We start from the raw sequence: 24,613 nt of genomic DNA, 5'->3' as shown, positions 1-24,613 counted from the left end.
GGGTCAGTCCCTGACCTTGCCGGAGTGCGCGTCGACCGCCACACTGTGCACGGCGCCGTCCTGGTCGAGTTCGAAAGTATAGGTGGGGGAATCCTCGGTGCTGAGATCCCAGCGGATCAGGCTGCCGTCGGTCTGCGAGGTGGCAGCGTGCAGGGCCTTATCGTAGGACACGGTCTTGGAGTCGTCGACCGTGCCCACCTTCTCCTTCTTACCCAGCTGCTGGGAGCCGTGATCGAGCGCCTTCGCGGAGATCGCGTCGATCACCGCTTGTGATTGCAGACGGCCATTGACGGTGCGCACCTGGTAGGCCCAGGTGCGGTACAAGCGGTCATAGGACAGTTTCATCTCCTGCAGCTCGCCGCCGCCGGAGTATTCCCTAGCGGCGGCAACGGCCTGCTCGGGGTCGACGGGGACGGGCTTATCGGCGATGTTCGTGGATTTCCCGAAATCCTTGTGTTGGGCCTTCGGTGCGGCCGCCTTCGGCTTCTCCGCCGGTGCCGAGGCCTGCGCGGCTTGGTCGGAGGCCCCGGCTTCCTGCCCGGGGCCGTCGTGGTCGCCGGCAGGGGAGCAGGCGGCCAGAGCGCCCAGGGAACCTGCGGAAAGAACGGCTATAGCAGCAAGTCGAGTTGTCTTGGATAACATGCGGCCACGCTAACGACCCCGGATGCGCCAATGCAACCGAGGACCGGCCAGGGCGTGTCGAACCGGCGGCCGGACCGCCCGGTTGGGACCGGGTGATCCGGCAGGCCGATTCAGTCGGCCAGACCGCGCACGCGCACCGACAGGCAGGTCACACAGCCCTCGAGCTTCTCGAACTCGGTGATCTCAACCGTCGTCACCCGGTATCCCAGGCCGCGGATCAGCTCAGCGGTCCGGGGTGCGGAAGCGGACATGACGACATGCGAATCGGACAGGCAGACGACGGCTGTTCCGTGTTCCTCGGGGACCGGGATGAAGCGCTCGAAGATCGAGGGGTTGTCGACGAAGTCGGGGTAGCCGATCACCGTGCCGTCGGGCAGCGCGGTGACTGCGGTCTTCAGGTGCAGGACCTTGGTCACCGGCACGGCCACGACTGTGGCGCCCAGGGGCGTGAGGATGGCGCGCAGCTGGCGGATGCCCTCGGAATTGGTCCGGCCGCCCTGGCCCACATAGACCGTGTCGCCGATCTTGAGGATGTCACCGCCATCCATGGTGCCGGGCTCTGTGATCTGGTTGAGTGAGCAGCCCAGCCCTGCGACGACACTGCGCGTGCCGGCGGGTTCGGCCTGGCGGCTGGGAGCGCCGGAGTGCATGGACACGGCGACATTCTTGTACATCAGCACGGAGTCCTCGACGAAAACCGCGTCAGCGCAGTCCGGGGCGGGTTCGACTTCGCGGGTATCCCAGCCGGCTTCCTGCAAAGTGTGGACATAGCCCTCCCACTGCTGCATGGCCAGAGGGACGTCGACCGGGACGCGCTCGATGTTGTCGACCAGTCCCTCATTCAGATTGGGGCTGGGTTTGCGGACCAGGGCGATCTTCGACATCGTCTGCCTTTCATATGGTGGTGTACTGCGAAAAATCAGAGGGCGGTTGGGGCGCGCCGTCTCCAGGATAGTGTGGTCCGGCTATTCGATTCGGCCTGGGTCCGCCGCCATCGCCAGGGTCGAATGCCGGCGGCTCCAGGTGAAGTAGAAGATCAGGGCCACGGCTATCCAGATGACGAAGGCGATGAGGGTGATCGGTTGCAGGCCGCTGATCACGTAGAGGCAGGCCAGGATCGACAGGACCGGGGTGACGGGGTATCCGGGGACCTTGAAGCCGCGGGGCAGGTCCGGCCTGGTCCGGCGCAGGATGATCACGCCCAGGCTGACCAGGAGGAAGGCAGTCAGGGTTCCGATCGAGGTCAGGTCGGCCAGGATCCCCAGAGGGAGGAGGCCGGCCAGGACGGCGACGACGGCGCAGACGATCCAGGCGCCCGCCGCGGGGACGTGGGTCCGCGGGCTGATCCGGGCGAAGACCCGCGGCGCCAGCCCGTCGCGGCTCATCGAGTACAGGATGCGCGTCTGGCCGTACAGGCAGATAAGGGTGACGGAGAAGATCGAGATGACCGCGCCGATCGCCAGCACCGTGCCCGGCCAGGTCTGCCCGATCAGGTTCTGCACGATGGTGGCCAGGCTGGCCTGCTGTGCGCCGAACTGTGCAGGGGCCTGCGCGCCCAGGGCCGCCACTGCGACGAGCAGGTAGATGAGCGTGACGATGGCCAGGGCCCCGATGAGCGCGCGGGGCATCGCCTTGCGGGGATTCTTGACCTCGCCGCCGGCGGTGGCGACAGCGTCCAGACCGATGTAGCTGAAGAACAGTGAACCGGTCGCCATCGAGATGCCCCGGATGCCCTCGGGGGCGAAGTTCGCGAAGTGGTCGGCGGTGAAGCCGGTGAACGCGATGCCCACGAAGACGATGAGCACGGCCAGCTTGATGAGCACCATGACACTGTTGGCGCGGGCCGATTCGCTGGCCCCGCGCAATAACAGCACCAGGCACAGGGCGACCAGGATGATGGCGGGGACGTTGACGATCCCTCCTGCATCGGGCGCGGCCGACAGCGCCGGTGGGAAGCTGATGCCGAACAGGTTCTCCAGGAACAGGTTGAGGTATTCGGACCAACCCACCGCCACAGCTGCCGCGGACACGCCGTATTCCAAGATCAGGCAGGCTCCCACGACGAAGGCGATGAGTTCGCCCATGGTGGCGTAGGTGAAGGAGTACGAGGATCCCGAGGCCGGAATCGTCGAGGCCAGTTCGGCATAGCACAGGACGGTGAGTCCGGCGACTACGGCGGCCAGGACGAATGACACGATGACGGCGGGACCGGCTTCTGGAACGGCCTCCGACATGATGAAGAAGATCCCGGTTCCCACTGTCCCGCCCACCCCGATCATCATGAGGTGGAAGGTCGACATGGACCGGCGCAGGCCGGAGCCCTGAGCCTGGGGATCGGCCGGGAGGCGACGCCGGAAGAGCTGGCGGGCGAACGATTCTGCCACGATGGTCCTTTGCCGCTGGGCTGATGGGTGAACGCTCACATGCGGGTGTGGGATGTTCACCCCAATCCATGCACGGAACCTAATAATTATGCACCCTGCTGGAAGTGGACGCCGGAACGGATCGGTGTGATCCTCACCCCAAGGAGGTTCCGACCGGGTGGCAGGTGGCCGGGACCGTGCGGATCAATCGTCGATGAAGGCCCGTTTCGTCGCGGTGTCCACCGTGACATCGACGTCCTTGCCGTCCTCGTCGAAGTCGAAGGAGTAGTCGATGTGGCCGTCATCGGCCTCCAACGACCAGCCGGTCAGCCTGCCGGAGGACTTCTCCTGGGCCAGGGAAAGCGCCTCGGAATACGGCAGGGGCTTGTCGACCTCGATGGGCGTCTCCCGATCGTCTGTGGCCTCCTTGTGAACATCGACGACCTTGCCCGTAACCGCATCGACGGAGACCTCGTACTCCGTCCGGTCGTGCTGGAAGCCGAGTTCGTACTCCCAGGCGGAATTCCGCTGCTCGAAGTCCAACTCGATCGTGTAGAAGGTGCCCTGCGCTTTCTGCTGCGCGGCCTCGAGTGCGGCCGCCGGTGTGATCGGCACGTTCTGTGTGGCCAGATCGATGTTCTCTCCGAAGGCCGAGGCGGTGGGAATCGTGGCGGGACCCGTGGAGTCCGTGGCCGCCGGGGCATCAACGGATGTGGGTGAGGTACTGGGAGCCGGGGCGTCGGAACTCGGTGAGTCGGTCGGGGTGCCGGAGCCGCAACCGGCCAGCAGTCCGACCGCGAGGATGGGGGAGGACAGTGCGAGCAGAGTGCGGCTGGTGCGCTTGGTCGTCATGTCATGAGATTAGCAAGCGAAGGTAAGACGCCTTTCATCTGTCCCGCAGGCTCCGGCTGCGCGGTTTCCCGCGGCTGCCGGGGCGGAAACCGCCGTGGTGGGCGGCCGCCCCGGCGGGCGACCTCAGCGCCTCCGGCGCGCGGCCATCTTCGACTTGTAGATCGCCTTCTCATCGGCCGGCCAGGTCGATGCTGCCCGGCCCGCGCGGTAGTGGGCGCGGGCCTCGTCCTGGCGGGCGGCCTCGGCGCCGTCGGCGATCGGGGCCCGGCGATGTTCGGGACCGAATCCGAAGGCCTCCACGATGTCCAGTGCATTGTCGGCCAGCAGGCCGCACAGTCGGTCGATCGCAGGACCGACCTGCCTGGCCCTGGCCATGGGCAGTCGACCGTACATCAGGTGCCAACCGATGTGCTGTTCGATCAGGCTCAGCCCGAATAGATCGCGCAGCCGTTTGACCAACTTCGCCTCGGCCGGGTGTGCCGCCCTGTCGATCTGCTTGTACTGCGCGTCGATGGCCTCCCATTTGAGCATCTCGACATAGGCGCGGGCGGCCTCGATGAGCTCGTGCTGATGCCGGTTGAACAGTTCGGCGGCGGCCTCCGGCGAGGCCTTGGCCGCAGGTCGCAGGTCGCCGGCCAGCTGCGCCACCATGACCCGCACGCGTTCGGCCAGCAGAGCCCCGATCAGTTTGCCCGAACGGATCCGCCTGGCGTTGAGTGCAGGGGTGAAGATGTCACCGATCGTGCGCCCCGCGCTGGCCAGGCCTGTGCGGTAGAGCGAGTGTTCGGCCGCCTGAGTGCCGATGTACCGGGCCACCCCGCCGAAGTCCACGTCCTTCAGCTCGGCCGCGTAGTCTCCCAGCAGGCGTTTGCCCACCAACTGCAGCAGGACGGTGTTATCGCCCTCAAAGGTCGCATAGACGTCCAGATCCTGGTGCAGCCCCACCAAGCGGTTCTCGGCCAGGAATCCCTGGCCGCCACAGGCCTCCCGGCATTCCTGGACGATGTCCAGGGCGTCCCAGGTGCTCAGGGCCTTGAAGCCTGCCGCCCGTGTCTCCAGGGTCTGCCTGGCCTCGTCGGTGTCGTCTGCGCCGGAGAAAACCCGCTCGAAGTCTCCCAGTAAAGACTCGTGGGCTGCGGCGTTCGCCCAGGTCCGGGCCAGCGCCGGCATGAGCCTGCGCTGGTGCTGGGCATAGTCCAGCAGGGTCGTCTCCTCGTCGGCGTCCGCGCCGGCGAACTGCCTGCGGGCCAGCGCATAGCGCACTGCGATGTCGAGTGCGAGCTTCGCGCCGACCGTGGCCGCCCCGTCCAGGGACACCCGCCCCTGGACCAGGGTGCCGAGCATCGTGAAGAAGCGGCGCCCGGGCGATTCGATGTCCGAGGTGTACGTTCCGTCCGCGGCCACCTGGCCATAGCGGTCCAGCAGGTTGGCCCGCGGCACCCGGATCCGGTCGAAGGCGATGCGGCCGTTGTCCACGCCCGGCAGGCCGCCCTTGTACCCGTCGTCCTCGATCGTGATGCCGGGCAGGGGCTGGCCCTCCTCCGTGCGCAGCGGGACGAACAGCGCGTGGATGCCGTGGTCCACGCCCCGGGTGATGAGACGGGCGAAGACGACCGCGGCCCGTGCATCCCTGGCGGCGTTGCCGATGTAGTCCTTGGTCGCGGCTCTGAACGGGGTGTGGACCTCGAATTCCTGTGTGGCGGGATCGTAGGTGGCGGTGGTGCCCAGCGCCGCCACGTCGGAACCGTGGCCGATCTCGGTCATCGCGAAGCTGCCCATTAGCTCGCCGGCCATAACGGCGCGCAGCCAGCGTTCGTGCTGGGCGGCATTGCCCAGGTGCTGGATCGCTCCGCCGAAGAGTCCGTATTGGACGCCGGCCTTGATCTGCGCCGAGGGGCTGGCCAGCAGAGTCTCCTCGAAGCCTGCGACATAGGCGGCGAAGGCCTCCTGCCCGCCCAGTGCTCGAGGCAGACTCTGAGCTGGAAAGCCCTGTTTGCCCAATTCCAATGCGGCGCGGGTGGTAGCCGATCGCTGCGCCTCGAGGCTGGGATCATCGGCGGGCTGTCGCAGGGCCGGGTCGCCGGCGAAGGCGCGACCGCGCAGGCGGAAGTCCCGGCGCGGGCCATCGGCCAGACCGGCCAGGACATCGTGGTCCACGGGCAGTCGCTCGGATCCTGCTGGGGTCTTCGAGGTGTCAGCGTTCATCGGTGGTCTCCTCCGGTGTGGGTGGAACGGTCGCAGGCTGCAGAGAGGCGCGCAGCCAGCCCGCGATCTGTGTGGAGACCGCGGCGATCTGGGCATCGGTGATCGGCGTCCCCGTGTGGGTCGCCAACCAGTGCTCGGTTGACATTCTGACGAATCCCACTGCGCCACGGGCCCAGATGTGGTCGTCCGGGGTCGACAGCCCCAGCCCGTGGATCAGGGATTGGGTCACGCGGGTGAAGAAGCCTTGATTGGTGCCGTCGTCTACGGCGGCCGCACAGAAGCGGTAGAGGCCAGGGGAGCCGGCGGCCAGTTCGACGAAGGAGTGGACCATCAGGGTGAGGGGATCGGCCGGGTGTGCGGTATCCGCCTGTGCGGCCTGGGTCAGATGGCGTTCGATCACGTCCATCGCCCAGGTGCCGCAGGCCCGCTGCAGCCCCGCGCGATCGCCGAAGTAACGGTAGAGGACTGTCTTGGACGTCCGGGTGCGCGTCGAGATCTGATCCATGGACAGTTCGGAGCCGTATTCGGTGACGGCGGCGCGCACTGCTCGGAGCAGTTCGATGCGGCGGGTGGCTCTGTGTGTATCCCAGCGGGTGGACCGTCCATCTGGTGATGTGACAGACTTCATGTCAAACACAGTAGCAGGTACTCTTGGTAACAGGTAAATTCTCCTGCCCACCGACAAGGAGCCCCGGATGACATCCCAGTCACCACGCCGCGCCGCCATCCTCGGCGGCAATCGCATCCCATTTGCCCGGTCGAACCGGGAATACTCCCACGCCTCGAATCAGGACATGTTCACCTCGGCCATCGACGGGCTGGTGGCTCGGTACGGCTTGGCCGGGCGGGAACTGGGGGAAGTGGCAGGCGGTGCCGTGCTCAAACACTCCCGCGACTTCAACCTGACCCGCGAAACCGTTCTGGGCTCGGCCCTGGCGTCCACCACTCCGGCCTTCGATCTGGGCCAGGCCTGCGCTACCGGGCTCGAGGCAGTGGTGACCATCTCCCAGAAGATCCGCCTCGGACAGATCGACTCCGGTATCGCAGGGGGAGTCGACTCCGCCTCGGATGCGCCCCTGGCCGTGGGTGAACACGCCAGGGGAATCCTGCTGGAGGCGATGCGGTCGAAGACCCTGGCCGGACGCGTCAAGGCACTGAGCCGTCTGCGGCCCAGCGATCTGGCGCCGGCTGCTCCGAGTACGGGGGAGCCGCGCACCGGACTGTCCATGGGCGAACACCAGGCGCGCACCACCGCCGACTGGGCGATCTCCCGGCAGGCACAGGACGATCTGGCCCTGGCCTCGCACCGGAACCTGGCCGCGGCCTGGGATGCAGGCTTCTTCGACGACCTGGTCACCCCGTATCTGGGGGTGGTCCGCGACACCAATCTGCGCCCTGATTCCACCCCGGAATCGCTGGCCGGCCTGCGTCCGGTCTTCGGCACCTCGCTGGATACGGCCGCGACGATGACGGCGGGGAATTCGACACCCCTGACCGACGGCGCCTCGGCCGTGCTGTTGGGCAGTGAGGAATGGGCCCAGTCCCAGGGGCTTTCACCTCTGGCCTATCTGGTCGATGCGCAGGCGGCCGCCGTGGACTTCGTCTCCGGAGACGAGGGCCTGCTGATGGCCCCGGCCTACGCCGTCCCCCGGCTGCTGGAGCGCAACGGTCTGAGCTTCGAGGATATCGACGTCTTCGAGATCCACGAGGCCTTCGCCTCCACCGTGCTGTGCCACCTGGCCGCCTGGGAATCCGAGGAGTTCTGCCGCGAGCGGCTGGGCCTGCCCGGCGCCCTGGGACCGATCGACCGGGACTGGCTCAACCCGCTGGGCTCCTCTTTGGCCGCAGGCCATCCCTTCGCGGCGACGGGCGGGCGGATCATCGCGACCACGGCGAAGTACCTGCACAGCACGGGCAAGCGGCGCGCACTGGTATCGATCTGCGCGGCGGGCGGTCAGGGCCTCGCGGCGATCGTGGAAGCGGCATGAGAGGGCAGGGGAAGACGATGGGAAAACGGAATACGACGGGCGATGCGTACCTGGACCTGGTCAACGGACCGTTGAAGCTGCTGGCCAAACAGTTGGGCCTACCCCGGCCGGTCCCGCTGCGCCGCTTCGGCGAATCGGGCTCGGAACCGGCTTTCCAGGACGGACCCGTGTTGATCCTCGGGCGCGCGGAACCGGCGGATGCGGTTGCGGGCCTCGTGCTCGACGCCGGATTCGCAGTCCACCGGCACCGGGACCCCGCCGCCCGCTACCAGGGCGTCATCGCGGTCTTCGCCGGGGCCGAGGACGTCGATGAGCTGGCCGAACCCGCTCTGACGATCGGCGCCGCGCTGCGATCTTTGCGGCCCTGCTCGCGCATCATCACGATCTCCGATGCAACGGATTCGGTCCTGCACGATCCTGCCAGGGCCGCGACCGCGCAGGCGGTGCTCGGACTGACCCGGTCCTTGGGCCAGGAGATGCGGGCCGGGACCACGGCCAACGGCATCCTGCTGAACGGGGCGCCCATCACCGCGCCCTCCGTCGCCTCGACCCTGGCCTTCCTGTTGTCTGCCAAGTCCGCCTACATCGACGGGCAGTTCCTCACCGTCGACTCCACGTCCGGTCGGGCAGCCGGGACCGTGGAGATGGCAGGGCTCGGTGCGGCGGGGCCGCTGGCCGGCCGGACCGCAGTGGTCACGGGTGCCGCTCGCGGGATCGGCGCCGCCATCGCACGGGTGCTCTCACGCGACGGTGCCACGGTCTACGGGGTGGACATCCCGGCCGCGGGCCAGGCCCTTGCCGCGACCATGAACGAGGTGTCGGGAGTCGCGATTCAACTCGATATCACGGCACCGGACGCCGGCGCGCGCATCGTGGAGGCCGTCGGAGCGCCCATCGACGTCCTCATCAACAATGCGGGAATCACCCGCGATCGGATGCTGGCGAATATGGAGCCGGCGGGTTGGGAATCCGTTCTGGCGGTCAACCTCAAGGCGGAACTGGCCCTGGATCGATCCCTGAACGAGTTGGAGGCCTGGGGCGAGCATCCGCATGTTGTCGCACTGGCCTCGACCTCGGGAATCGCGGGCAATAAGGGGCAGACGAACTATGCCGCGGCCAAGGCCGGGGTGATCGGCCTGACCCGTGCCGCGGCGGCCGAATTCGCTGCCAGGGGCGGGACCATCAACGCCGTGGCCCCTGGCTTCATCGAAACGGAGATGACGGCGAAGATGCCGCCGCTGCGCCGCCAGGTGGCCCGGCGCGTGTCCAGCCTGCAGCAGGGCGGGCTACCGCTGGACGTGGCCGAGGCCGTCGCCTTCCTCGCCTCCGAGCACGCAGGCGGAATCAACGGGCAGACCCTGCGGGTCTGCGGACAGAACATCGTGGGGGCCTGAGATGGGACGGATGAGCACCTATGCGAAGGCGGCGGCCTCGGCCCTGCCCAAGTCCGGCCGGGCACGGCCGGATGCGCAGGCGCTGTTGGCCGTGCCGGCCGTCGAGGCGAGGGTCGGAGTCGACCGTGACCGGCTGGCGGCCTTCGTCCACGCGGTGCATGGCACTCTGCGGACCGAGGCCTCGGCCGGTTACCTGCACACCCTGGGCTTCCTGCCCGGGATGGAGCTGATGACGAGCCCGGGATTCGGCCTGCCGGTGATGGGCATGGTGCATGTGCACAACAGCTTCGTCCAATACCGGCCGGTGGTCGTCGGCGATGAGCTCGACCTGCGTGTGGAGGTCACCGCGGTGGAGCCCCATAAGAGGGGCACAACCGTGGACATCACCGTCACCGCCTGCCATCGCGGCCGGGCCGAGCCTGCGTTTCGAGACACCTCGACCTATCTGGCCCGCGGCCGCTTCCTGTCGGGCGGACTGGACCCGGAGGACACTGCCGTGGGGGAGCCCGCGCGCCGCGCCGTGCCCTTCGATCCATCGGCCACGCCGCAGGCCCTGTGGCGCCTCGACACGTCGGTCACCCGGGACTATGCGCGTGTCTCCGATGACATCAATCCGATCCATCTGAGCACCCCGGCGGCGAAGGCCTTCGGATTCCCCGCGCGGATCGCCCATGGCATGTACTCGGCCAGCCGTGCCCTCGCAGTAATCGACCCGCATGTGTCGTACTTCATATGGAAGGTTTCCTTCGCCGGGCCCATCGTCCTGCCGGCCACGGTGGCGCTGGCGTACTCGAATGCCGAGGCTCCGGTCGGGGCATTGAGAGAGGACGGACCTGTCGATGAAGATGCCGAATTCCGCGGGATTTCGCGGCAGAAGACGGTTTTCCAGGTGTTCGACGCCAAGCGGGGCAAGCCCCATGTGTTGGGCTCCGTAACGTTCCCGCGGGACTGATTCGACGGCTCTGCGCAGGATGGCCGCGCGATTTTGCAAACCCCCACAGTCCGTGTAATGTATTCCTTGTTGCCCGGCGCGGGTGGCGGAATAGGTAGACGCGCTAGCTTGAGGTGCTAGTGCCCAATATATCGGGCGTGGGGGTTCAAGTCCCCCTCCGCGCACAGTTGTCCTGAGTCGCAACAAGGACAGCAGGAAGGCCCCGGAGTGAAAACTCCGGGGCCTTCCTGCTGTCCGAACCCATACCGTGAAGTGGGCAGTTGACTTTCAGCGGGATGGGGTCAATCTTCGCCTTCGACGCTACCACCGTGATCACGCGGCGGCCGGCGCGTGAGAGTGAGAGGCCCTCGTCTGGCGGCGTGATCGGCTACTACTATGGACAAGGAGAATCGGCTTAGTACGCTGACTGGATTCTCTGCCGGGGTGTCGACGATGGCCTCGCAGAAACGTGGAGGAGAGCATTTTGTTGGTAGCGCGCGGTGGAGACATCCTCACCTACGAAACCAGCACATCTCGGGTTCTCGCCTCGGTCGTGGTGACCATTGTGCTGGTCGTCTTCAACGCCATATTCCTGATGGCCTACCGCCGTTCTCCCGACACCCGGCGCAAATCACTGGTGACAGGGCTCAGCTGGTTGACAGTGGGGGCGGTCTTCATCGGACTCGTATGCATTTCCGGAAGGCCGCTGCCCGTAATCGACGAAGAAGCCGCGGAGGCCAAGCTTGTGAAGAAGTTTGGCATCTACGACGTCAGGCTCGTGAACAACGACTTCGACCCCGAGGCTGCGATCGGTGATGAACCGACGGACGATTCGCCCGAATTCATCGGAAAACTGGGAGTGAGAGGCGATGACACCGGCCAGGCGAATCCCGGCGATTATTCCGATGCATTTGATTACATGGAAGTGCAGTTTCGGGCGTCGTTCGCCGATAACGGCAATGGGATCACGAACATCACGATCATTGAACCGGCCGGTTTGAAACCCGAGGACATCGCCTGGGGGCACTCGCCCGGACGCTGACACCGACGTATCCCGCGTTGACCACTCATACACGCAGCGCGGCCCTGCCTCACGTGAGTGATCAATCCTGGGGGAGTCCCGTCGTGCGGTGCCGGCGGTCGCCCGCGAGGATTCCGTAGATAAGAGTGTCGGTCCATTCGCCCTTGCTCCACCAGTCCTGTCGCAGATGGGCTTCGTGTTCCATGCCGAGGTTGCGGGCGAGCTTGGCCGAGGCGGTGTTGCGCCCGTCCATCTGCGCGGTGACGCGATGCACCCGAAAGTGTTCGAATGCGAGATCGAGCACGGCCGCTACGGCCTCGGTCGCAAGTCCCTGACCGCCGAAATCCGGATCGAGCACCCAGCCGATTTCACAGACCCGGTGTTCTCGGTCGGTGAACCACAGCTGGACATCGCCGACCAGCCGGCCGGCGTGCTCGATGACAAGGGCGAGCGCCCCGGTCTCACCGTCCAGGTCGGTTTTCGGTACACGCTCCGCGGTCTTGACGATGGCGTCCTGAGGTGTCCACGGTTCGTCCAAGAGGAACCGCGCGACCTCGGGACGACAATAGACAATCCGGAGCGCGTCGGCGTCGTCGGTGCGGTGGACACGGAGTATGAGGCGCTCGGTGTGCAGTGGGAGGAAGCTCGGTTTCATCCCGGCCCAGCATACCCAATTCGTGAACAGGACTTCGTGACACGGGCTGCTGCCCGACAAACAGGGAAGCATGTGAGGGCCTGGCCGGTTTTAAGCGCTAGTCGCCGTCGAGTGCGAACGTCACGATATCTACCGGATCGGTCGTTCCGAGGCCCGGATAGTGACTCTCCAGGGCCGTATGAAGGTCTTCGAGGCAGGTGAAACCATCTTTTATCGCGATGTCCTCGGTCGCCTCGTCGCGGGCGATCGTGCGGACATCGGTGATGGTAGCGGGGATGACGACGACCTCACCGTCTTCTTTCTCGAAGACGAGCTCTGCGGAACCCGGTCTGAATGGGTCGTCGATTCGGATGGTCTGCGTTTTGGAGCCCGATCTGATGGGACCCTCGTACCCTTCCCACATATAGAGCTTCTGCGGCTGGTCGACGGCACGCCAATCGTAGGCCAGGGGCAGCAGCTCTGCGGCGGTGCGCGTGGTGAGCCCGTTCGCATCACGTACGACGAAACGTATTCTCGGATCCATGTCGAAGATGACCTGGCGGCACTTTCCGCACGGGGATATGACGTCACCTGTGGAGCCGTAGACTGCTGTGACCGCGACGATCGGGTCCGTGGGCGCAGACGAAGCGTGATTGGACAGCGCGGCGATTTCCCCGCATGGCCCGCCCAGGAAGTGATAGGTGTTGAGCCCGAGAACGACCTGGCCGGAAGCGGTGAGCAGACCGGCCGCAACTGTATGATCGTAGTCGTCGTTCCAGCGCGCGGCATGTTCGCCGGTGAGTCGGACCAAGTGCCGCAGTTCATCACTGATCATTCGATTCACTTTACGGCACGGGCTTTTCTCTCAGGGATCCGGCAGAAGTCTTGATCGGTACCTGTGTAGTACCCGGTTGAGCAGTCCGGCTGGTCAGTCGACGTCGACGGTCCGCACGAGGATCAGAGCGATACCCGCGCAGAGGACGAAGACGGCTCCGCCGACGGCTACGGGCAGTGCGATGTGAACGGAAGCGAGTAATCCTCCGAGAAATGAGCCGAGGGCCAGCCCGAGCAGACCGAGGACACGAGCCGCAGCATTCACGCGGCCGCGGAGTTCGCCCGGGACAAGGCGTTGGCGCAGTGAAGTCGAGCAGATTCCCCAGACCACGGCATGGAGAATGTAGATGGCCAGGAGAATCGAGGCCAGCGGTGCACTGTCCGTTGCCGCCAGGGCCAGCAGTGACACGGCTCCCGTGAACAGGCTTGCCACGATCGTCCACCGGTACCCGATCGATGAGCGAATCCGCGCTGTTGAAAACGAGCCGGCGAGCCCGCCGAGCGCCGACGCCGCGAGGATCAAGCCGTATCCCGCCTCGTCCACACCAAGTTGCCGCTGGGTGAAAACGACGAGGATCGAAAACGGGAGCATATAGCCGATGCTGGCGATGGCTCCGATCACGGCCAAGCCTCCGACGACTCGCTGGTGTGCGAGCCAGACTGCGCCGGTTATGGCTTCTCTCCAGAGCGAGGTGCGCGCTGTCGCTGCCACAGTGGCCGTATCCGAGCGACGCAATGGAAGGGCCAAAGCGACCAGGCCGGCAACCGCCCAGAGCCCGCCCATGGCGAAGACCGGCACCGCCGCGGCTATCGTGAAGAGGAACCCGCCAACCGGGGGACCCACGAACTCGTCGGCGATGAGCTGCGCCGCTGAAATCCGGCCGTTCGCGCGGTCCAGCTCGTCCTTGCGCACCACGCTCGGGACAAGGGCCGTGGCCGTATTGTCGGCGGCGCTCTCAAACGTGCCGACAACAGCGTAGGCCGCGTAGAGGAGGACCAGCCCACCGGCGCCCAGCTGCACACAGACCGCCAGAGCGAGCACGGCGAATCCGCGGAGCAGGTTGGCCGTGATCAGGATCGTGCGGCGGTCCAGGCGATCGACCCACACGCCGATCGGGAGTGCGACGAGTAGGCGGACGAGCGCGTACAACGTCGAGAGGCCGGCGACCCAGCGTGGATCATCGGTGAGCGAAGCCGCCAGCAACGGAATCGAGACGAACGCCAATCCGTCTGCCAGATTCGACGCGGCATTCGCGCTCCAGAGCACGGAGAACGGCCGACCGAGTGACATCCACCCAGTCTAAGCGCCCTCCGAGATAGGCTCGAGCACATGGAAACGACGTCCGCCTCAGCCCCTGCGCCGCACATCGGTCATCCTCTCACCGAAATCGCGCTCCACTTCCTCTATGACCGGATCCGCGCGGACGCCGTGCCCAGCGGGACGGCCGCCGTGGACCATGTTCAGCGGCCCCAGGCCAACACGGACCCCACAGAGGAACTGGCCGCAAGGTTGAGCGCACAGGGGATCACCGTCGATCCTGCCGGAATCCTCGCCCGTGCCGCAGCGGGCCGAGCCGCTGCCGCGGTACCCGGAGCCGCTGTGATGAGCGTGCAGGCCTACGACCGGGCCAGGACGCACTGGCTGGGGGAGGTCGGCGCACAGGCGGCGCCGGGGGAGCGGGCCTGGCCGCCCACCTCGCAGACGGTGATGAAGCACCTGGGCGCCGGGCGCTGGAATCCGGCACTGGCGGCGGCCGGATTGCCCACGGCCAGCACCGGCCGGCCCGCCGGCGCCACCCGCTTCTCCGCTGCCGACTACGACGGGCTGATGGTCCGGTACGCACAAGAGGACCCCACCGGTTCCTTCACCGCCTTCAGTACCTGGCTGTCGGCCCTGCGCAGCGGCGGTGGGAATTTGCCGTCGCCGGCGGCGGTGCGCCGCCATTATGGTTCATGGTCGGCCGCCAGGGCCGCCGGGGGCGGCGCCCCTGCGTCCGAGCGCTGACACCACAGGCGCTCTGACGAGGAACGATGGATAGGATGTGAGGACCGACACGCAGGGAGGAGCTTCCGCCTGCACCCGATGAAAGGACCATCCATGACAGGATCCGCGGACGCCGCGCAGACCGACTTCACCCAGGCCGCCGCCGAGGTCACAGCGATCGCGCAGGACCTCATCCGCTTCGATACCCAGAACTGGGGCGATGGGAAGGCGAACCCGGACCTCCCCGCAGCCGAGTACATCAAGGGCAAGTTCGACGAAGTGGGCCTCGAATCGACCATCTACACCTCAGGTGAGGGCCGCGCGAACCTACTGGCCCGGATCCCCGGACGCAACCCCGAACGCGGCGCCCTCGTCGTCCACGGCCACACCGACGTCGTTCCAGCAGACGCCTCGGAATGGAGTGTCGACCCCTTCGGCGGGATCATCAAGGACGGTCTACTGTGGGGCCGCGGTGCGGTCGATATGAAGGACATGGACGCGATGATCATCGCATCCGTCCGCCACCTGGTGCGCCAGGGCATCCAGCCCGACCGCGACCTCGTCATCGCGTTCTTCGCCGATGAGGAGGCCGGGTCCGCCTTCGGTGCGAAGTTCATGGTCGACAACCACGCCGACCTGTTCACCGGCGCCACCGATGCGGTCTCGGAGGTGGGCGGCTACTCCGTGGACATCCGCGGGCAGCGGGCCTACCTCGTGCAGACGGCGGAGAAGGGCCTGCTGTGGCTCAAACTCACGGCCCGCGGTTCGGCCGGGCACGGCTCCCAGGTCAATCGCGACAACCCGATCACCAAACTGGCCCAGGCGGTCGCCCGGATCGGCGAACACGAATGGCCGCAGGAAATCCCGATCGCCACCCAGCAGCTGCTGCGCGGGGTGTCCGATATGACCGGCATCGAGTTCGCGGCGGAGAACTATGGGGCCCTGCTCGATGAGCTGGGCAGTGTGCAGAAGTTCGTCGGGGCGACCTTCAACAACATCTCCAACCCGACCCTGCTCAGCGGTGGCTACAAGCACAATGTCATCCCGGGTGAGGCGAGCGCCCTGATCGACTGCCGGCCGCTGCCCGGGCGCACCGAGGACATGATGCTCACCATCAAGGAACTGGCCGGCCCCGATGTCGAGGTCGACACCCTGATCGAGGGCGTGGCGCTGGAGACGCCGTTCACCGGCCGCACTGTCGACGCGATGGTCTCCTCCCTGCAGGCCGAGGACCCCGGTGCCACTGTGCTGCCCTATGCGCTCTCCGGGGGAACGGACAACAAGCAGCTCAGCCGTCTGGGCATCACCGGCTACGGCTTCGCGCCACTGCAGCTGACGCCCGATCTGGACTTCCCCGCCATGTTCCACGGAGTCGACGAGCGGGTCCCGGTCGCAGCGCTCGAATTCGGCACCAAGGTGCTCGGGCGTTTCATGCTCGACTCCTGAACTCGTCGCGGGCGGACGAGGCTAGACCTCCACCCTGGTCCGCCCGCCCGGCTTCCGGCCGGGCAGGGCGGCGATCAGAGCGCCGATGACGACGATGAGCATGGCCAGTAGGTTCAACGGCGCCAGAGCATGCGCGGCATTGCCGGTGAAGACATCGATCAACAACGACCCGACAAGGTTGCCCAGCAGTGTCGACATGCTCAGCATCAGCACGCCCAGCCGGGTCACTGCGGCAGTGGACACGCCGATGAAGATCACGCCCAGCGCACCGCCGGTGAACATCCACCAATCGCCCGGCAGCGCAACCTCCCAGCGCAGCGGCGTGACCAGCCCGGCGACGACACCGGAGCACAGCAGCAGGAACAGCGTGCCGACGAGGAAGTTCGTCGTGGTCGCGGCGACCGCGGACCGTGTCGCGTTCTTGATCCGGCCGTTGAAGGCCTGTTGGAACCCGGTGAGGATGCCGGAGACTACGGGCAGCAGGGGCGCCCACCAGGCGATCCCTCCTGTCAGACTGCCCACGGAGGACACGATGACACCCGCGATGACGATGACGACGCCCAGGATCCGGGTCGTGGACAGGGGCTTGCGTCCACCCGGCGGCAGGTTCGTGTTGTCCACGATGAGAGCGCCCAACAGCTGACCGGACAGGAACGACAGGGTGAACACCGCGACCCCGAAGATCGGCACCGTCAACGATTGGGAGATGACGATCGTAGAGCCGGCGATACCGCCGGTGAGCATCCACCAGGGGATCCGGCCCGACTTGATCAGGGAGATCTCGCGGGCCGCCGCGCGCCGTGACGCCGGGAAGGCGAGCACGATGACGATCATGATGAGCAGTCCGGTCGCGAAGGAACTGGTGGCGGAGAAGATTCCATGACCGAGCACTCCGGCCAGAGCGCCATTGGCCTTGCCCTGGCCTGCCATGCCGATACCGGCGCCCACTGCCAGCAGAGCGGTTGAGGCGAAGGCCAGATTGCCCGCCGACTGGGCGGTGCGGGTCCCGGTCATGCGGTGCGCTGCATTCGAATGATCCTGCGCTTGAGCACTACGGTTCTGGCCCCGCCGAAGTGGATGAGGGTCCGAGCGAGTTCCCATTTGCCGTACTCGGTGGCCTCACTGACCTCGCGGTAGGCCACCGACTTGGGGGTGTGGGGTTGGAACCGCACAGTGCGGTACTCGTATTCGATATCGGCCCTGGTGCGCTGCATGCGCGCTCCTTTCGTCTGCCAAGGTGCTCAGTCGCGCCCTGTGCGTCACTGTATCAACGGGGCATCGGGTTGACGGTACGCTAGGGGAATGGCCCAGATCATATTCGTGCGCCACGGCGAGTCCAGCGCGAATGTCGACAAGGTACTCGCCGGCCGTACTCCCGGAGTCCACCTGAGCTCCCGCGGGGTCGAACAGGTCACCGCTCTGCGCGAGGCCATCTCCGCCATCGCGCCGCAGCGGATAGTCCGATCGAGCGTATTGCGCTGTCGTGAGACCGCCGAACTCCTGTTCCCGGATCGCCACCGGGCGATTGCGATCCATCGGGCCTTCGACGAGGTCGATTACGGCCAGTGGTCGGGCCGCCGGCTCGCCGACTTGGGACGGCTGTCGGCTTGGGCCGAACTGGTGGAGAATCCCGGCTCCGTCGAGTTCCCGGGAGGAGAGTCCCTGGCCGAGGCCTATGCCAGAGCCCGCAGGGGTGTGGCCGAACTGCTCGATGGAGCGGGCGAAGGCGAGCGCATCGTCGTCGTGACACACGGTGACATCGTCAAATTCGCCCTGCTGGACGCACTGGGCCTGGGCCTGGGCGGGCTGCACCGGCTGACGGTGGCGACCGGGACCTTCAGCCTCGTCGACTACACACGGCCGGACGCCCCGATGGTCTGTGCCGTCTCCGCCGCCGGTCCTGCACAGCGGGCCCGCGGCACCCTGGGCGGGTAGCGGGGCCCGCCACGGTCGCTCAGGCGTGGAGCAGGCCAGTGCCCAACAGGATGTAGAGCACAATGCCCAGTGCGATCCGGTACCACACGAAGGGCGCGAACGACTTCGTGGAGACGAACTTGAGGAAGCCCACGATCACGGCGTAGCCGACGCCGAAGGCGATTACGGTGGCCAGGGCGGTGGGGCCCCAGCCCAGGGTCATCGGCTCGTCCACGGCCTTGGCCGCGGAATAGAGCCCCGAGAGGAAGACCGCGGGCATCGCCAGCAGGAACGAATACCTGGCCGCAGCTTCACGGGTGAAGCCCATCAGGCGCCCGGCCATGATCGTTCCGCCAGAGCGCGAGACCCCGGGGATCAGCGCCAGCGCCTGTGCCAGACCGTATCCCACGCCCTGCTTCCACGTCATCTGATCCAGGGTGAGGTCCCGCCGTCCCAGCCGGTCGGCTATACCCAGGATGATGCCGAAGACGATGAGCATGGTCGCGGTGATCCACAGGCTGCGCAGGGTCGAGGTGATCGCATCTTCGAACAGCAGTCCCAAGACGCCGATGGGAATGGAGCCGATGATGACCCACCAGCCCAAACGGACCTCGGGGTCCTTTCTGTCCCACTTGCCCACTAGTGCCATACACCACTTCGAGATGATGCCGACGATGTCGTTCCAGAAGTAGACGAGCACGGCCGCCTCTGTGCCCAACTGGATGATGGCGGTGAAGAAGGATCCCGGTTCGCGGCCCGGCATGAGGAATTCCCCGACGATCGACAGATGGGCCGAGGAGGAGATCGGCAGGAACTCGGTGAGTCCCTGCACAATGCCCATGATCGCGGCGATGAGCCAGTCCAGCATGCAAAACCTTTCAGAGTGGTCGGCCGCCGGGCCCGTGCCGACGGTCGATTGAATACCCTAGACAGGTTATCCGGTAGTCTCATGGGATATGGAGCGAAATCGCGTTGGCAACTCGGGTTTAGAGGTATCTTCCGTCACTCTGGGTGCCTTCGAATTCGGCCGCCGGGTCGACGGGGAAACCGCTTCCCGACTACTCGAGGACTATGCCGAGGCCGGGGGGACTCTGGTGGAACTGCCGTCCTTCGCCGGTCCCGCCGCAGATGTCCTTGGTACCGCTGGGATCCCCGATTCGGTATCGGTCGCCGCACGGGTGGGGATCGTCGGGTCGGGGGAGAACGCGCATGTCAATGCGGGCAGAGCCACTCTGCTCGCCCAGACCAGGTCCCTGCTCCAACGGTTGGGCCGTGACCGGATCGATTTGCTGGTCCTCGACGGCTTCGACTACGACACTCCATTGGACGAGACCGCAGCTGCGGTCGACCAGCTATTGAGAAGCGGCCAGGTCGTCCACGTGGCTGCCGCCTACCTCACCGGTTGGCAGCTGGCCACGCTGCGCGGAGCCGGCATCGACGTGGTGGCGGCCTGCAATGAACACTCTCTGTTGGCCCGCGAGGTCGAACAGACGGTCTTCCCCGCAGCGGATTATCTGGGAGTCGGCATTCTGGCCGGTGCGGGGCTGGGCCGAGGGCTGCTCACCGGCCGCTACCAGGGTCAGTCCACCGCCGGCACCCGCAAGGAGACGAGCGCCGCGGACTACGTCGACGAACTCGACACCGAGGCATCGCGGGCAGTGATCAGTGGAGTACTCAAAGCCGCCAGTGCCCTGGGGACATCCGCGGTGGACGTGGTGATGGCCTGGAACCGGCTGCAGCCGCAGGCCAGCACGATCGTGGCGCCCCGAACTCCGGAGCAGTTGGCCGAGGTCATCGACTCGCGGTTGGTCCTGGCTCCGGAGATCCTGGAGGCACTCGATCAGATCTCCGACCCCGTCTACCGATCCTCTTCCTCGACGTCTGCATAGTCATCGTCATCGTCGTCCAACTCATCGGACTCATCGTCGAAGTCATCTGAGTCCGAGTCCTCCGCATCCTCTTTGGCATCCTCGATGTCGTCGTAGAGCTCGAAGGGCGTGACTTCGTCGAACGCGGTGAAGATCGCATCGTCGTAGTCGTCGAAGGCGTCTGCCAGGGCGGTGTAGGCGGCGCGGACGTTCTCGTCGGTCGAGCCGCTGCGGTGCGCCGCAGCCTGGAAATGGGCTCGGATGGCGGAAAGGAATTCTTCGAGGGCGACCTCAGGCTCTACGCTCATGGCGTCATTCTAACCGTGCACGCAGTGACAGGCGATAGGCTTGGACCATGGCTTCTCAGGTTTTCGAGCATTCCAACCCCGACCGCTTCATCGTGGGCACCGTCGGACTTCCTGGGGACCGGACCTTTTACCTCCAGGCCAAGTCCGAGTCACGCGTGACGACGGTGAAACTGGAGAAGGAACAGGTCGAAATGCTCTCGGAGCGGATGGCCGAACTGCTCGACATGGTGCGGGCCAAGACCTTGGCCGTAGACGAGATCCCCGCGACGGCGCTGCCCCGCCATTACGACAATGCCGGACTCTCGATGCCCGTCGACCCGGAATTCAGGGTGGGGACGATGAGTCTGGGTTGGGACACGGGACTCTCCCGACTCCTGGTCGAATGCTATGAACTCTCTCAGGCCGATGCCGAATCCGGTATCACCGCGGATCCCGATGACGATGAACGGGCCGTCTTCAAAGTCGTCCTGTCCGGCGCCCAGGCCCGCGAATTCTCCCGGAGGGCGGATCAGGTGGTGGGCGCCGGTCGGGAGGACTGCCCCTTCTGTTCGTTGCCGCTGGACCCCGGCGGACATCTATGCCCACGGGCCAATGGAGTGGCACGCTGATGACGCCGGCCGAACTCCTGGACCACGGCCGGGTCGAGGTGTTCGGAGAGATTCCGGGAGCCAGCAATGCTACCTACCTGGTCAGTGTCGAGGCCGACGGGTCGATCGCCCGTGCCGTCCTCAAGCCCCGTGCCGGAGCCCGGCCCCTGCACGACTTCGATGTGGAGACCCTGCCCGCCCGGGAAGTCGCGGCCTTCGAACTCTCACGGTTCCTCGGCCTGGACTGTGTGCCGCCCACCGTGCTGCGTGAGGATTTGGGGGAACTCTCAGGTTCACTCCAGGCCTATGTCAGTGCCTCCGGCGGGCAGGAGGTCGATGTGTATGAAGCGGATAGGGTCCCAGCCGATGTGCTGCCGGTCTTCCGCGCCCAGGGCGATGACGGCTCCGAACTCGTCATCGCCCACACTCCCGCGGTCAGGCGGATCGCGTTGCTCGACCTGCTCATGGGAAACGCCGATCGCAAGGGCGGCCACGTGCTCACCGGCAGCTGGGACCCACAGCACCGTGCGCCCGGCGTCTACGGGATCGACAATGGGCTGAGCCTGGCCACCGGCGATCGGTTGCGGACCCTGCTCTGGGGCTTCGCAGGGGAACCGCTGACCGTCGATGAGGTCGGGGTGCTGCGGGCTGCCGCCGATGTCGGTGCCGTCGCCCACGTCCTCGGTCCGCTGCTCACTGCGGACGAGGTCGCGCAGGTCGCCGTGCGCGCCACCGCACTGCTGGGCGCGGGGGAGTATCCCTATCCGCCGACTGACCGCTATCCGCTGCCCTGGCCTCCGTTCTAGCGGCCGGGGGCCGGGATTGGCGCCGGTGGCTTCAAAAAGCCATGACGATATGTATGCTTGGTCGGGTGAGATCATGGTCGAAACCTAGTATTCCCGTCCTGCCCACCCGGGGCCCAGCCCCCACCGCGTACAGCACCTCGGCCCGCGGTCCCGTCACCATCACCGGTGACGGCGCGCCCCGCCTGTACGTCTGCGGGATCACCCCCTACGATGCGACACACATGGGGCACGCTGCGACCTACGTCGCCTTCGACACCCTGGTCCGCGTCTGGCGCGACGCAGGGTTCGATGTGACCTATGTGCAGAACACCACGGATATCGACGACCCCCTGCTGGAACGTGCCGACGACACCGGCGTCGACTGGCGTGCGCTGGCCGATGAACAGATCGAGCTCTTCCGCACCGATATGGAGGCACTGCGGGTGATCCCGCCGGCGCACTACATCGGCGCCGTCGAATCGATCCCCGATGTCGTGGCCGCGGTGGAGGACCTCGTGGCCAAGGGCGCCGCCTACAGCCTCGACAACGGCGATGTGTACTACCGGGTCGACACCGAGGTGCGCCCGCCGTTCGGCTCCGAGAGCCACCTGGACCACGCGCAGATGATGCGGTTCTTCGCAGAACGCGGCGGCGATCCCGAAACTCCGGGCAAGGAGAACCCCCTGGACGCTCTGCTGTGGCGCTCCGCCCGGCCCGGAGAACCCAGCTGGCCGGGTGCCTCGTTGGGCGCGGGCCGACCGGGCTGGCACATCGAATGCGCTGTCATCGCCGGCAAGTACGCGGGATTCCCCCTGACCGTGCAGGGCGGGGGATCCGATCTGATCTTCCCCCACCACGAAATGTGTGCGGCCCATGCCACGGCCCTGACGGGCACACCCTTCGCCGAGGCCTATATGCACACGGGAATGGTCGGACTCGACGGGGAGAAGATGTCGAAGTCCAAGGGCAACCTGGTCCTCGTCTCCCGCCTGCGGGCCCAGGGCGTCGACCCCGCCGCGATCCGTCTGGCCATCCTCGCCCATCACTACCGGTGCGATTGGTTCTGGGACGAGCCCCTGCTGGCCAGCGCCCAGGACAGGTTGGATCAGTGGCGCGCGGCCGCGCGCTCGAACGTGCCGGTCGCCGCAGCCGAGGTGCTGGCCGACCTGCGCGCCGCCCTGGCAGACGATCTGGACACCCCGAGCGCGCTGGGTGTGATCGACGAATGGGCTGCGGCCCGCGGCGACGGGTCGTCGCCGGCTGCGGCCGACCAGCTCGAGATCGTCCACGCCGTGGACGCCCTGCTGGGCATCGACCTGCTCGCGGACTGAGCAGGAGGGGCCCTGGCCCCGCTATTCGCGGCGGCGCAGGTATCGTTCGATCTCGCGGGCGATCGCCTCGCCGGTGGCCTCCGGTAGATCTGCGGCGTCCACCTGTGACTCCAATTCCTCGACCAAGCCCGCCAGATCCGCGTCATCGGCGACCAGCGCATCGACCCCGGCCAGCCAGGCCTCGGCCTCTACGTGGATCTCACGATGGTCGACCAGCAGCCCGGTCAAGTCCTCGAACACTCCCAGCAGCGCCAACAGCGCCTTGGGATTCGGGGCCGCCAGTGCATAGTCGGGCGCCAGCACCCAGGCATTGACCGGTTCGCATCCGGCGGCGGCCAGCAGTGGCTGGACGAAGCCCATGAAACCGGTGGGGCCCTCGTACTCCTCCGCGACGACCGCCTCCCCGTGCGCGGCGGGATCCTCGCTGGTCAGGGTCACCGGCAGCGGCCGGGTATGGGGAACCTCGGCGGCCAGTGCGCCCAGGGACACCACCCGATCACCGGTGGAGACTAAGTCGAGGAATTCCGTGGCGAACCTGGACCAGTGCAACTGCGGTTCAGGACCGAGTACGACCCTGATCGGATTGCCGCCGCCGGGCACTGTGCCGTCGAAGCACTGCAGGGACGGCATCCGGATGACGGGACCGGCGGGGGTGCGCTCGATCAGCGGACGGGCGCAGGTCAGATCATAGAATTCCTCCCCTGCGAGTTCGGGTCCCGGGGACAGGTCCCACTGTTCGATGAGGTGGCGGGCCAGATCGGAGGCCGCATTGGCGGCGTCCGTCCAACCCTCGAGGGCGATGACGACCAGGCGCTGCCCGGCTGACAGATACGACATGCCTCCAGGCTACCCGCGCACTAGGGTGGAGGGTGTGAAACTCAAAGCAGTCCTGTGGGACATGGATGGCACCCTGGTCGACACCGAACCGTACTGGATCACAGCCGAGACCGCGCTGATGGCGCAATACGGCCTGCCGTGGACCGCGGCAGACGGCCGGCAGCTGATCGGCAATGCACTGAACGTCTCGGCCGATGCGCTGCGCGCCGCCGGCCTGCCGCTTGGCACGGCGGAGACCGTCGAACGGCTGCTGGACCGAGTGGGGGAGCAGGTCGTTGAACACACCCCGTTCCGTCCCGGTGCGCTCGAACTGTTGCGCGATCTGGTCGCAAGCGGTGTGCCGACCGCCATGGTGACCATGTCGTACCGTCGGCTCGCCGAGGTGGTCGCCCGGCAGACGCCCACCGGCGCCCTGGACACACTCATCACCGGCGACGAGGTCAGCGCCGGCAAGCCCGATCCGGCGCCCTATCTACAGGCGGCCGCCACCCTCGGATTGGAGCCGACCGAGTGCATCGCCCTGGAGGATTCGGTGACCGGTCTGACATCCGCGGTGGCGGCGGGCACCCGGGCCATCGGCGTGCGCAATCTGGAAGACCTGAGCGGTGTGCCGGGGGCCACCCTCATCGACACCCTGCAGGGCGTCGATGCCGCGCAGTTGGCGGGACTGGTCGGCCTGGACCTGTGAG

26 protein-coding genes and 1 tRNA gene are annotated in these 24,613 nt (G+C 66.6%); 13 read left to right on the top strand and 14 right to left on the bottom strand.

All coding sequences use genetic code 11. The annotated features are described in order from the left end of the window. Positions 1–3 precede the first annotated feature (3 nt). From NQ038_RS09500 to NQ038_RS09475, 6 genes are all read right to left on the bottom strand, one after another. A complete protein-coding gene (locus NQ038_RS09500) occupies positions 4–642 on the bottom strand; it encodes a PepSY domain-containing protein (RefSeq protein ID WP_257062498.1) in 639 nt (212 codons plus the stop codon). Between the two features lie 110 nt (positions 643–752). After that, positions 753–1,526 (bottom strand): dimethylargininase, encoded by a 774-nt coding sequence (ddaH, locus tag NQ038_RS09495; protein ID WP_257062497.1) that lies wholly within the window; start codon positions 1,524–1,526, stop codon positions 753–755. A gap of 81 nt (positions 1,527–1,607) precedes the next feature. Continuing rightward, the gene (locus NQ038_RS09490) at positions 1,608–3,026 is read right to left on the bottom strand and encodes an amino acid permease (protein WP_257062495.1); all 1,419 of its coding nucleotides are present in this window, start codon (positions 3,024–3,026) and stop codon (positions 1,608–1,610) included. A 183-nt stretch (positions 3,027–3,209) separates the two neighbouring features. After that, positions 3,210–3,857, bottom strand: coding sequence for a PepSY domain-containing protein (locus NQ038_RS09485; protein ID WP_257062494.1), 648 nt, complete (start codon positions 3,855–3,857; stop codon positions 3,210–3,212). A gap of 123 nt (positions 3,858–3,980) precedes the next feature. Further along, positions 3,981–6,062, bottom strand: coding sequence for an acyl-CoA dehydrogenase family protein (locus tag NQ038_RS09480; RefSeq protein WP_257062493.1), 2,082 nt, complete (start codon positions 6,060–6,062; stop codon positions 3,981–3,983). Then, positions 6,052–6,690 (bottom strand): TetR/AcrR family transcriptional regulator, encoded by a 639-nt coding sequence (locus tag NQ038_RS09475; RefSeq protein WP_257062492.1) that lies wholly within the window; start codon positions 6,688–6,690, stop codon positions 6,052–6,054. Before NQ038_RS09475 ends, NQ038_RS09480 begins: the two co-directional genes overlap by 11 nt. A gap of 67 nt (positions 6,691–6,757) precedes the next feature. Between NQ038_RS09475 and NQ038_RS09470 the strand changes: the two genes are divergently transcribed. The 5 genes from NQ038_RS09470 (at position 6,758) to NQ038_RS09450 (ending at position 11,417) form a co-directional block, all read left to right on the top strand. Further along, the gene (locus tag NQ038_RS09470) at positions 6,758–8,050 is read left to right on the top strand and encodes an acetyl-CoA C-acetyltransferase (protein ID WP_257062490.1); all 1,293 of its coding nucleotides are present in this window, start codon (positions 6,758–6,760) and stop codon (positions 8,048–8,050) included. 17 nt (positions 8,051–8,067) lie between these two features. After that, positions 8,068–9,444: a 3-oxoacyl-ACP reductase gene (locus NQ038_RS09465; RefSeq protein ID WP_257062487.1), complete on the top strand. Its 1,377-nt coding sequence runs from the start codon at positions 8,068–8,070 to the stop codon at positions 9,442–9,444. Positions 9,445–9,454: 10 nt separating this feature from the next. Continuing rightward, positions 9,455–10,396, top strand: coding sequence for a MaoC/PaaZ C-terminal domain-containing protein (locus tag NQ038_RS09460; protein WP_257062485.1), 942 nt, complete (start codon positions 9,455–9,457; stop codon positions 10,394–10,396). 76 nt (positions 10,397–10,472) lie between these two features. Then, positions 10,473–10,560 (top strand) — tRNA-Leu (locus tag NQ038_RS09455). Positions 10,561–10,844: 284 nt separating this feature from the next. Beyond that, a complete protein-coding gene (locus NQ038_RS09450; protein WP_257062484.1) occupies positions 10,845–11,417 on the top strand; it encodes a hypothetical protein in 573 nt (190 codons plus the stop codon). Positions 11,418–11,478: 61 nt separating this feature from the next. Here NQ038_RS09450 and NQ038_RS09445 read toward each other — a convergent pair whose 3' ends face one another. From NQ038_RS09445 to NQ038_RS09435, 3 genes are all read right to left on the bottom strand, one after another. Next, the gene (locus NQ038_RS09445) at positions 11,479–12,051 is read right to left on the bottom strand and encodes a GNAT family N-acetyltransferase (RefSeq protein WP_257062483.1); all 573 of its coding nucleotides are present in this window, start codon (positions 12,049–12,051) and stop codon (positions 11,479–11,481) included. 97 nt (positions 12,052–12,148) lie between these two features. Further along, a complete protein-coding gene (locus tag NQ038_RS09440; RefSeq protein WP_257062481.1) occupies positions 12,149–12,865 on the bottom strand; it encodes an ASCH domain-containing protein in 717 nt (238 codons plus the stop codon). A gap of 93 nt (positions 12,866–12,958) precedes the next feature. Then, the gene (locus tag NQ038_RS09435) at positions 12,959–14,155 is read right to left on the bottom strand and encodes an MFS transporter (RefSeq protein ID WP_257062480.1); all 1,197 of its coding nucleotides are present in this window, start codon (positions 14,153–14,155) and stop codon (positions 12,959–12,961) included. Between the two features lie 39 nt (positions 14,156–14,194). Here NQ038_RS09435 and NQ038_RS09430 point away from each other — a divergent pair, with 39 nt between their 5' ends. Both NQ038_RS09430 and NQ038_RS09425 read left to right on the top strand, forming a co-directional pair. Continuing rightward, complete coding sequence (locus NQ038_RS09430; protein ID WP_257062479.1) at positions 14,195–14,869, top strand: hypothetical protein; 675 nt, start codon at positions 14,195–14,197, stop codon at positions 14,867–14,869. A 93-nt stretch (positions 14,870–14,962) separates the two neighbouring features. After that, entirely contained in the window at positions 14,963–16,294 is a 1,332-nt protein-coding gene (locus NQ038_RS09425) for a M20/M25/M40 family metallo-hydrolase (RefSeq protein WP_257062477.1), read from the top strand. Between the two features lie 21 nt (positions 16,295–16,315). Here the strand turns inward: NQ038_RS09425 and NQ038_RS09420 are convergent, their stop codons facing one another. Both NQ038_RS09420 and NQ038_RS09415 read right to left on the bottom strand, forming a co-directional pair. Next, a complete protein-coding gene (locus NQ038_RS09420) occupies positions 16,316–17,308 on the bottom strand; it encodes a DMT family transporter (RefSeq protein WP_257062476.1) in 993 nt (330 codons plus the stop codon). Further along, positions 17,305–17,508: a DUF5703 family protein gene (locus tag NQ038_RS09415; RefSeq protein ID WP_257046344.1), complete on the bottom strand. Its 204-nt coding sequence runs from the start codon at positions 17,506–17,508 to the stop codon at positions 17,305–17,307. The genes NQ038_RS09420 and NQ038_RS09415 overlap by 4 nt, the downstream gene beginning before the upstream one ends. Positions 17,509–17,596: 88 nt before the next feature. Here NQ038_RS09415 and NQ038_RS09410 point away from each other — a divergent pair, with 88 nt between their 5' ends. After that, positions 17,597–18,229 (top strand): histidine phosphatase family protein, encoded by a 633-nt coding sequence (locus NQ038_RS09410; protein ID WP_257062474.1) that lies wholly within the window; start codon positions 17,597–17,599, stop codon positions 18,227–18,229. 19 nt (positions 18,230–18,248) lie between these two features. On the opposite strand, the gene NQ038_RS09405 is transcribed toward NQ038_RS09410, so the two are convergent. Continuing rightward, positions 18,249–19,073 carry an undecaprenyl-diphosphate phosphatase gene (locus NQ038_RS09405; RefSeq protein WP_257046639.1) on the bottom strand — a complete coding sequence of 275 codons (825 nt, stop codon included), beginning with the start codon at positions 19,071–19,073 and terminating at the stop codon, positions 18,249–18,251. A gap of 91 nt (positions 19,074–19,164) precedes the next feature. On the opposite strand from NQ038_RS09405, the gene NQ038_RS09400 reads away from it, so the two are divergent. Next, positions 19,165–20,097 carry an aldo/keto reductase gene (locus tag NQ038_RS09400; RefSeq protein WP_257062473.1) on the top strand — a complete coding sequence of 311 codons (933 nt, stop codon included), beginning with the start codon at positions 19,165–19,167 and terminating at the stop codon, positions 20,095–20,097. On the opposite strand, the gene NQ038_RS09395 is transcribed toward NQ038_RS09400, so the two are convergent. Beyond that, a complete protein-coding gene (locus NQ038_RS09395) occupies positions 20,067–20,384 on the bottom strand; it encodes a hypothetical protein (protein ID WP_257062472.1) in 318 nt (105 codons plus the stop codon). The genes NQ038_RS09400 and NQ038_RS09395 overlap by 31 nt on opposite strands. A gap of 47 nt (positions 20,385–20,431) precedes the next feature. Here NQ038_RS09395 and NQ038_RS09390 point away from each other — a divergent pair, with 47 nt between their 5' ends. The 3 genes from NQ038_RS09390 (at position 20,432) to mshC (ending at position 23,087) form a co-directional block, all read left to right on the top strand. Further along, positions 20,432–20,992: a DUF3090 family protein gene (locus NQ038_RS09390; protein ID WP_257046348.1), complete on the top strand. Its 561-nt coding sequence runs from the start codon at positions 20,432–20,434 to the stop codon at positions 20,990–20,992. Then, entirely contained in the window at positions 20,992–21,777 is a 786-nt protein-coding gene (locus tag NQ038_RS09385; protein ID WP_257062471.1) for an SCO1664 family protein, read from the top strand. The genes NQ038_RS09390 and NQ038_RS09385 overlap by 1 nt, the downstream gene beginning before the upstream one ends. Positions 21,778–21,842: 65 nt before the next feature. Next, on the top strand, positions 21,843–23,087 hold the full coding sequence (gene mshC / locus NQ038_RS09380) for a cysteine--1-D-myo-inosityl 2-amino-2-deoxy-alpha-D-glucopyranoside ligase (RefSeq protein WP_257062470.1): 1,245 nt from the start codon (positions 21,843–21,845) through the stop codon (positions 23,085–23,087). A 21-nt stretch (positions 23,088–23,108) separates the two neighbouring features. Here mshC and NQ038_RS09375 read toward each other — a convergent pair whose 3' ends face one another. Continuing rightward, the gene (locus NQ038_RS09375; protein ID WP_257062469.1) at positions 23,109–23,924 is read right to left on the bottom strand and encodes a PAC2 family protein; all 816 of its coding nucleotides are present in this window, start codon (positions 23,922–23,924) and stop codon (positions 23,109–23,111) included. A gap of 34 nt (positions 23,925–23,958) precedes the next feature. On the opposite strand from NQ038_RS09375, the gene NQ038_RS09370 reads away from it, so the two are divergent. After that, complete coding sequence (locus NQ038_RS09370; protein ID WP_257062468.1) at positions 23,959–24,612, top strand: HAD family phosphatase; 654 nt, start codon at positions 23,959–23,961, stop codon at positions 24,610–24,612. Position 24,613: the final 1 nt, after the last annotated feature.

The sequence above is a fragment of the Brevibacterium sp. 50QC2O2 genome, assembly GCF_024580675.1.
Classification (GTDB): domain Bacteria; phylum Actinomycetota; class Actinomycetes; order Actinomycetales; family Brevibacteriaceae; genus Brevibacterium; species Brevibacterium moorei.
This window is presented reverse-complemented; position numbering and strand designations above follow the sequence as displayed.

Coding starts and splice junctions, on each gene's coding strand:
- NQ038_RS09390 (WP_257046348.1), top strand. CDS start 20,432: ATGGCTTCTCAGGTTTTCGAGCATTCCAACCCCGACCGCTTCATCGTG.
- NQ038_RS09475 (WP_257062492.1), bottom strand. CDS start 6,690: ATGAAGTCTGTCACATCACCAGATGGACGGTCCACCCGCTGGGATACA.
- NQ038_RS09480 (WP_257062493.1), bottom strand. CDS start 6,062: ATGAACGCTGACACCTCGAAGACCCCAGCAGGATCCGAGCGACTGCCC.
- ddaH (WP_257062497.1), bottom strand. CDS start 1,526: ATGTCGAAGATCGCCCTGGTCCGCAAACCCAGCCCCAATCTGAATGAG.
- NQ038_RS09435 (WP_257062480.1), bottom strand. CDS start 14,155: ATGTCACTCGGTCGGCCGTTCTCCGTGCTCTGGAGCGCGAATGCCGCG.
- NQ038_RS09465 (WP_257062487.1), top strand. CDS start 8,068: ATGGGAAAACGGAATACGACGGGCGATGCGTACCTGGACCTGGTCAAC.
- NQ038_RS09485 (WP_257062494.1), bottom strand. CDS start 3,857: ATGACGACCAAGCGCACCAGCCGCACTCTGCTCGCACTGTCCTCCCCC.
- NQ038_RS09425 (WP_257062477.1), top strand. CDS start 14,963: ATGACAGGATCCGCGGACGCCGCGCAGACCGACTTCACCCAGGCCGCC.
- NQ038_RS09400 (WP_257062473.1), top strand. CDS start 19,165: ATGGAGCGAAATCGCGTTGGCAACTCGGGTTTAGAGGTATCTTCCGTC.
- NQ038_RS09375 (WP_257062469.1), bottom strand. CDS start 23,924: ATGTCGTATCTGTCAGCCGGGCAGCGCCTGGTCGTCATCGCCCTCGAG.
- NQ038_RS09395 (WP_257062472.1), bottom strand. CDS start 20,384: ATGAGCGTAGAGCCTGAGGTCGCCCTCGAAGAATTCCTTTCCGCCATC.
- NQ038_RS09460 (WP_257062485.1), top strand. CDS start 9,455: ATGAGCACCTATGCGAAGGCGGCGGCCTCGGCCCTGCCCAAGTCCGGC.
- NQ038_RS09410 (WP_257062474.1), top strand. CDS start 17,597: ATGGCCCAGATCATATTCGTGCGCCACGGCGAGTCCAGCGCGAATGTC.
- NQ038_RS09420 (WP_257062476.1), bottom strand. CDS start 17,308: ATGACCGGGACCCGCACCGCCCAGTCGGCGGGCAATCTGGCCTTCGCC.
- NQ038_RS09430 (WP_257062479.1), top strand. CDS start 14,195: ATGGAAACGACGTCCGCCTCAGCCCCTGCGCCGCACATCGGTCATCCT.
- NQ038_RS09470 (WP_257062490.1), top strand. CDS start 6,758: ATGACATCCCAGTCACCACGCCGCGCCGCCATCCTCGGCGGCAATCGC.
- NQ038_RS09415 (WP_257046344.1), bottom strand. CDS start 17,508: ATGCAGCGCACCAGGGCCGATATCGAATACGAGTACCGCACTGTGCGG.
- NQ038_RS09440 (WP_257062481.1), bottom strand. CDS start 12,865: ATGATCAGTGATGAACTGCGGCACTTGGTCCGACTCACCGGCGAACAT.
- NQ038_RS09385 (WP_257062471.1), top strand. CDS start 20,992: ATGACGCCGGCCGAACTCCTGGACCACGGCCGGGTCGAGGTGTTCGGA.
- NQ038_RS09445 (WP_257062483.1), bottom strand. CDS start 12,051: ATGAAACCGAGCTTCCTCCCACTGCACACCGAGCGCCTCATACTCCGT.
- NQ038_RS09500 (WP_257062498.1), bottom strand. CDS start 642: ATGTTATCCAAGACAACTCGACTTGCTGCTATAGCCGTTCTTTCCGCA.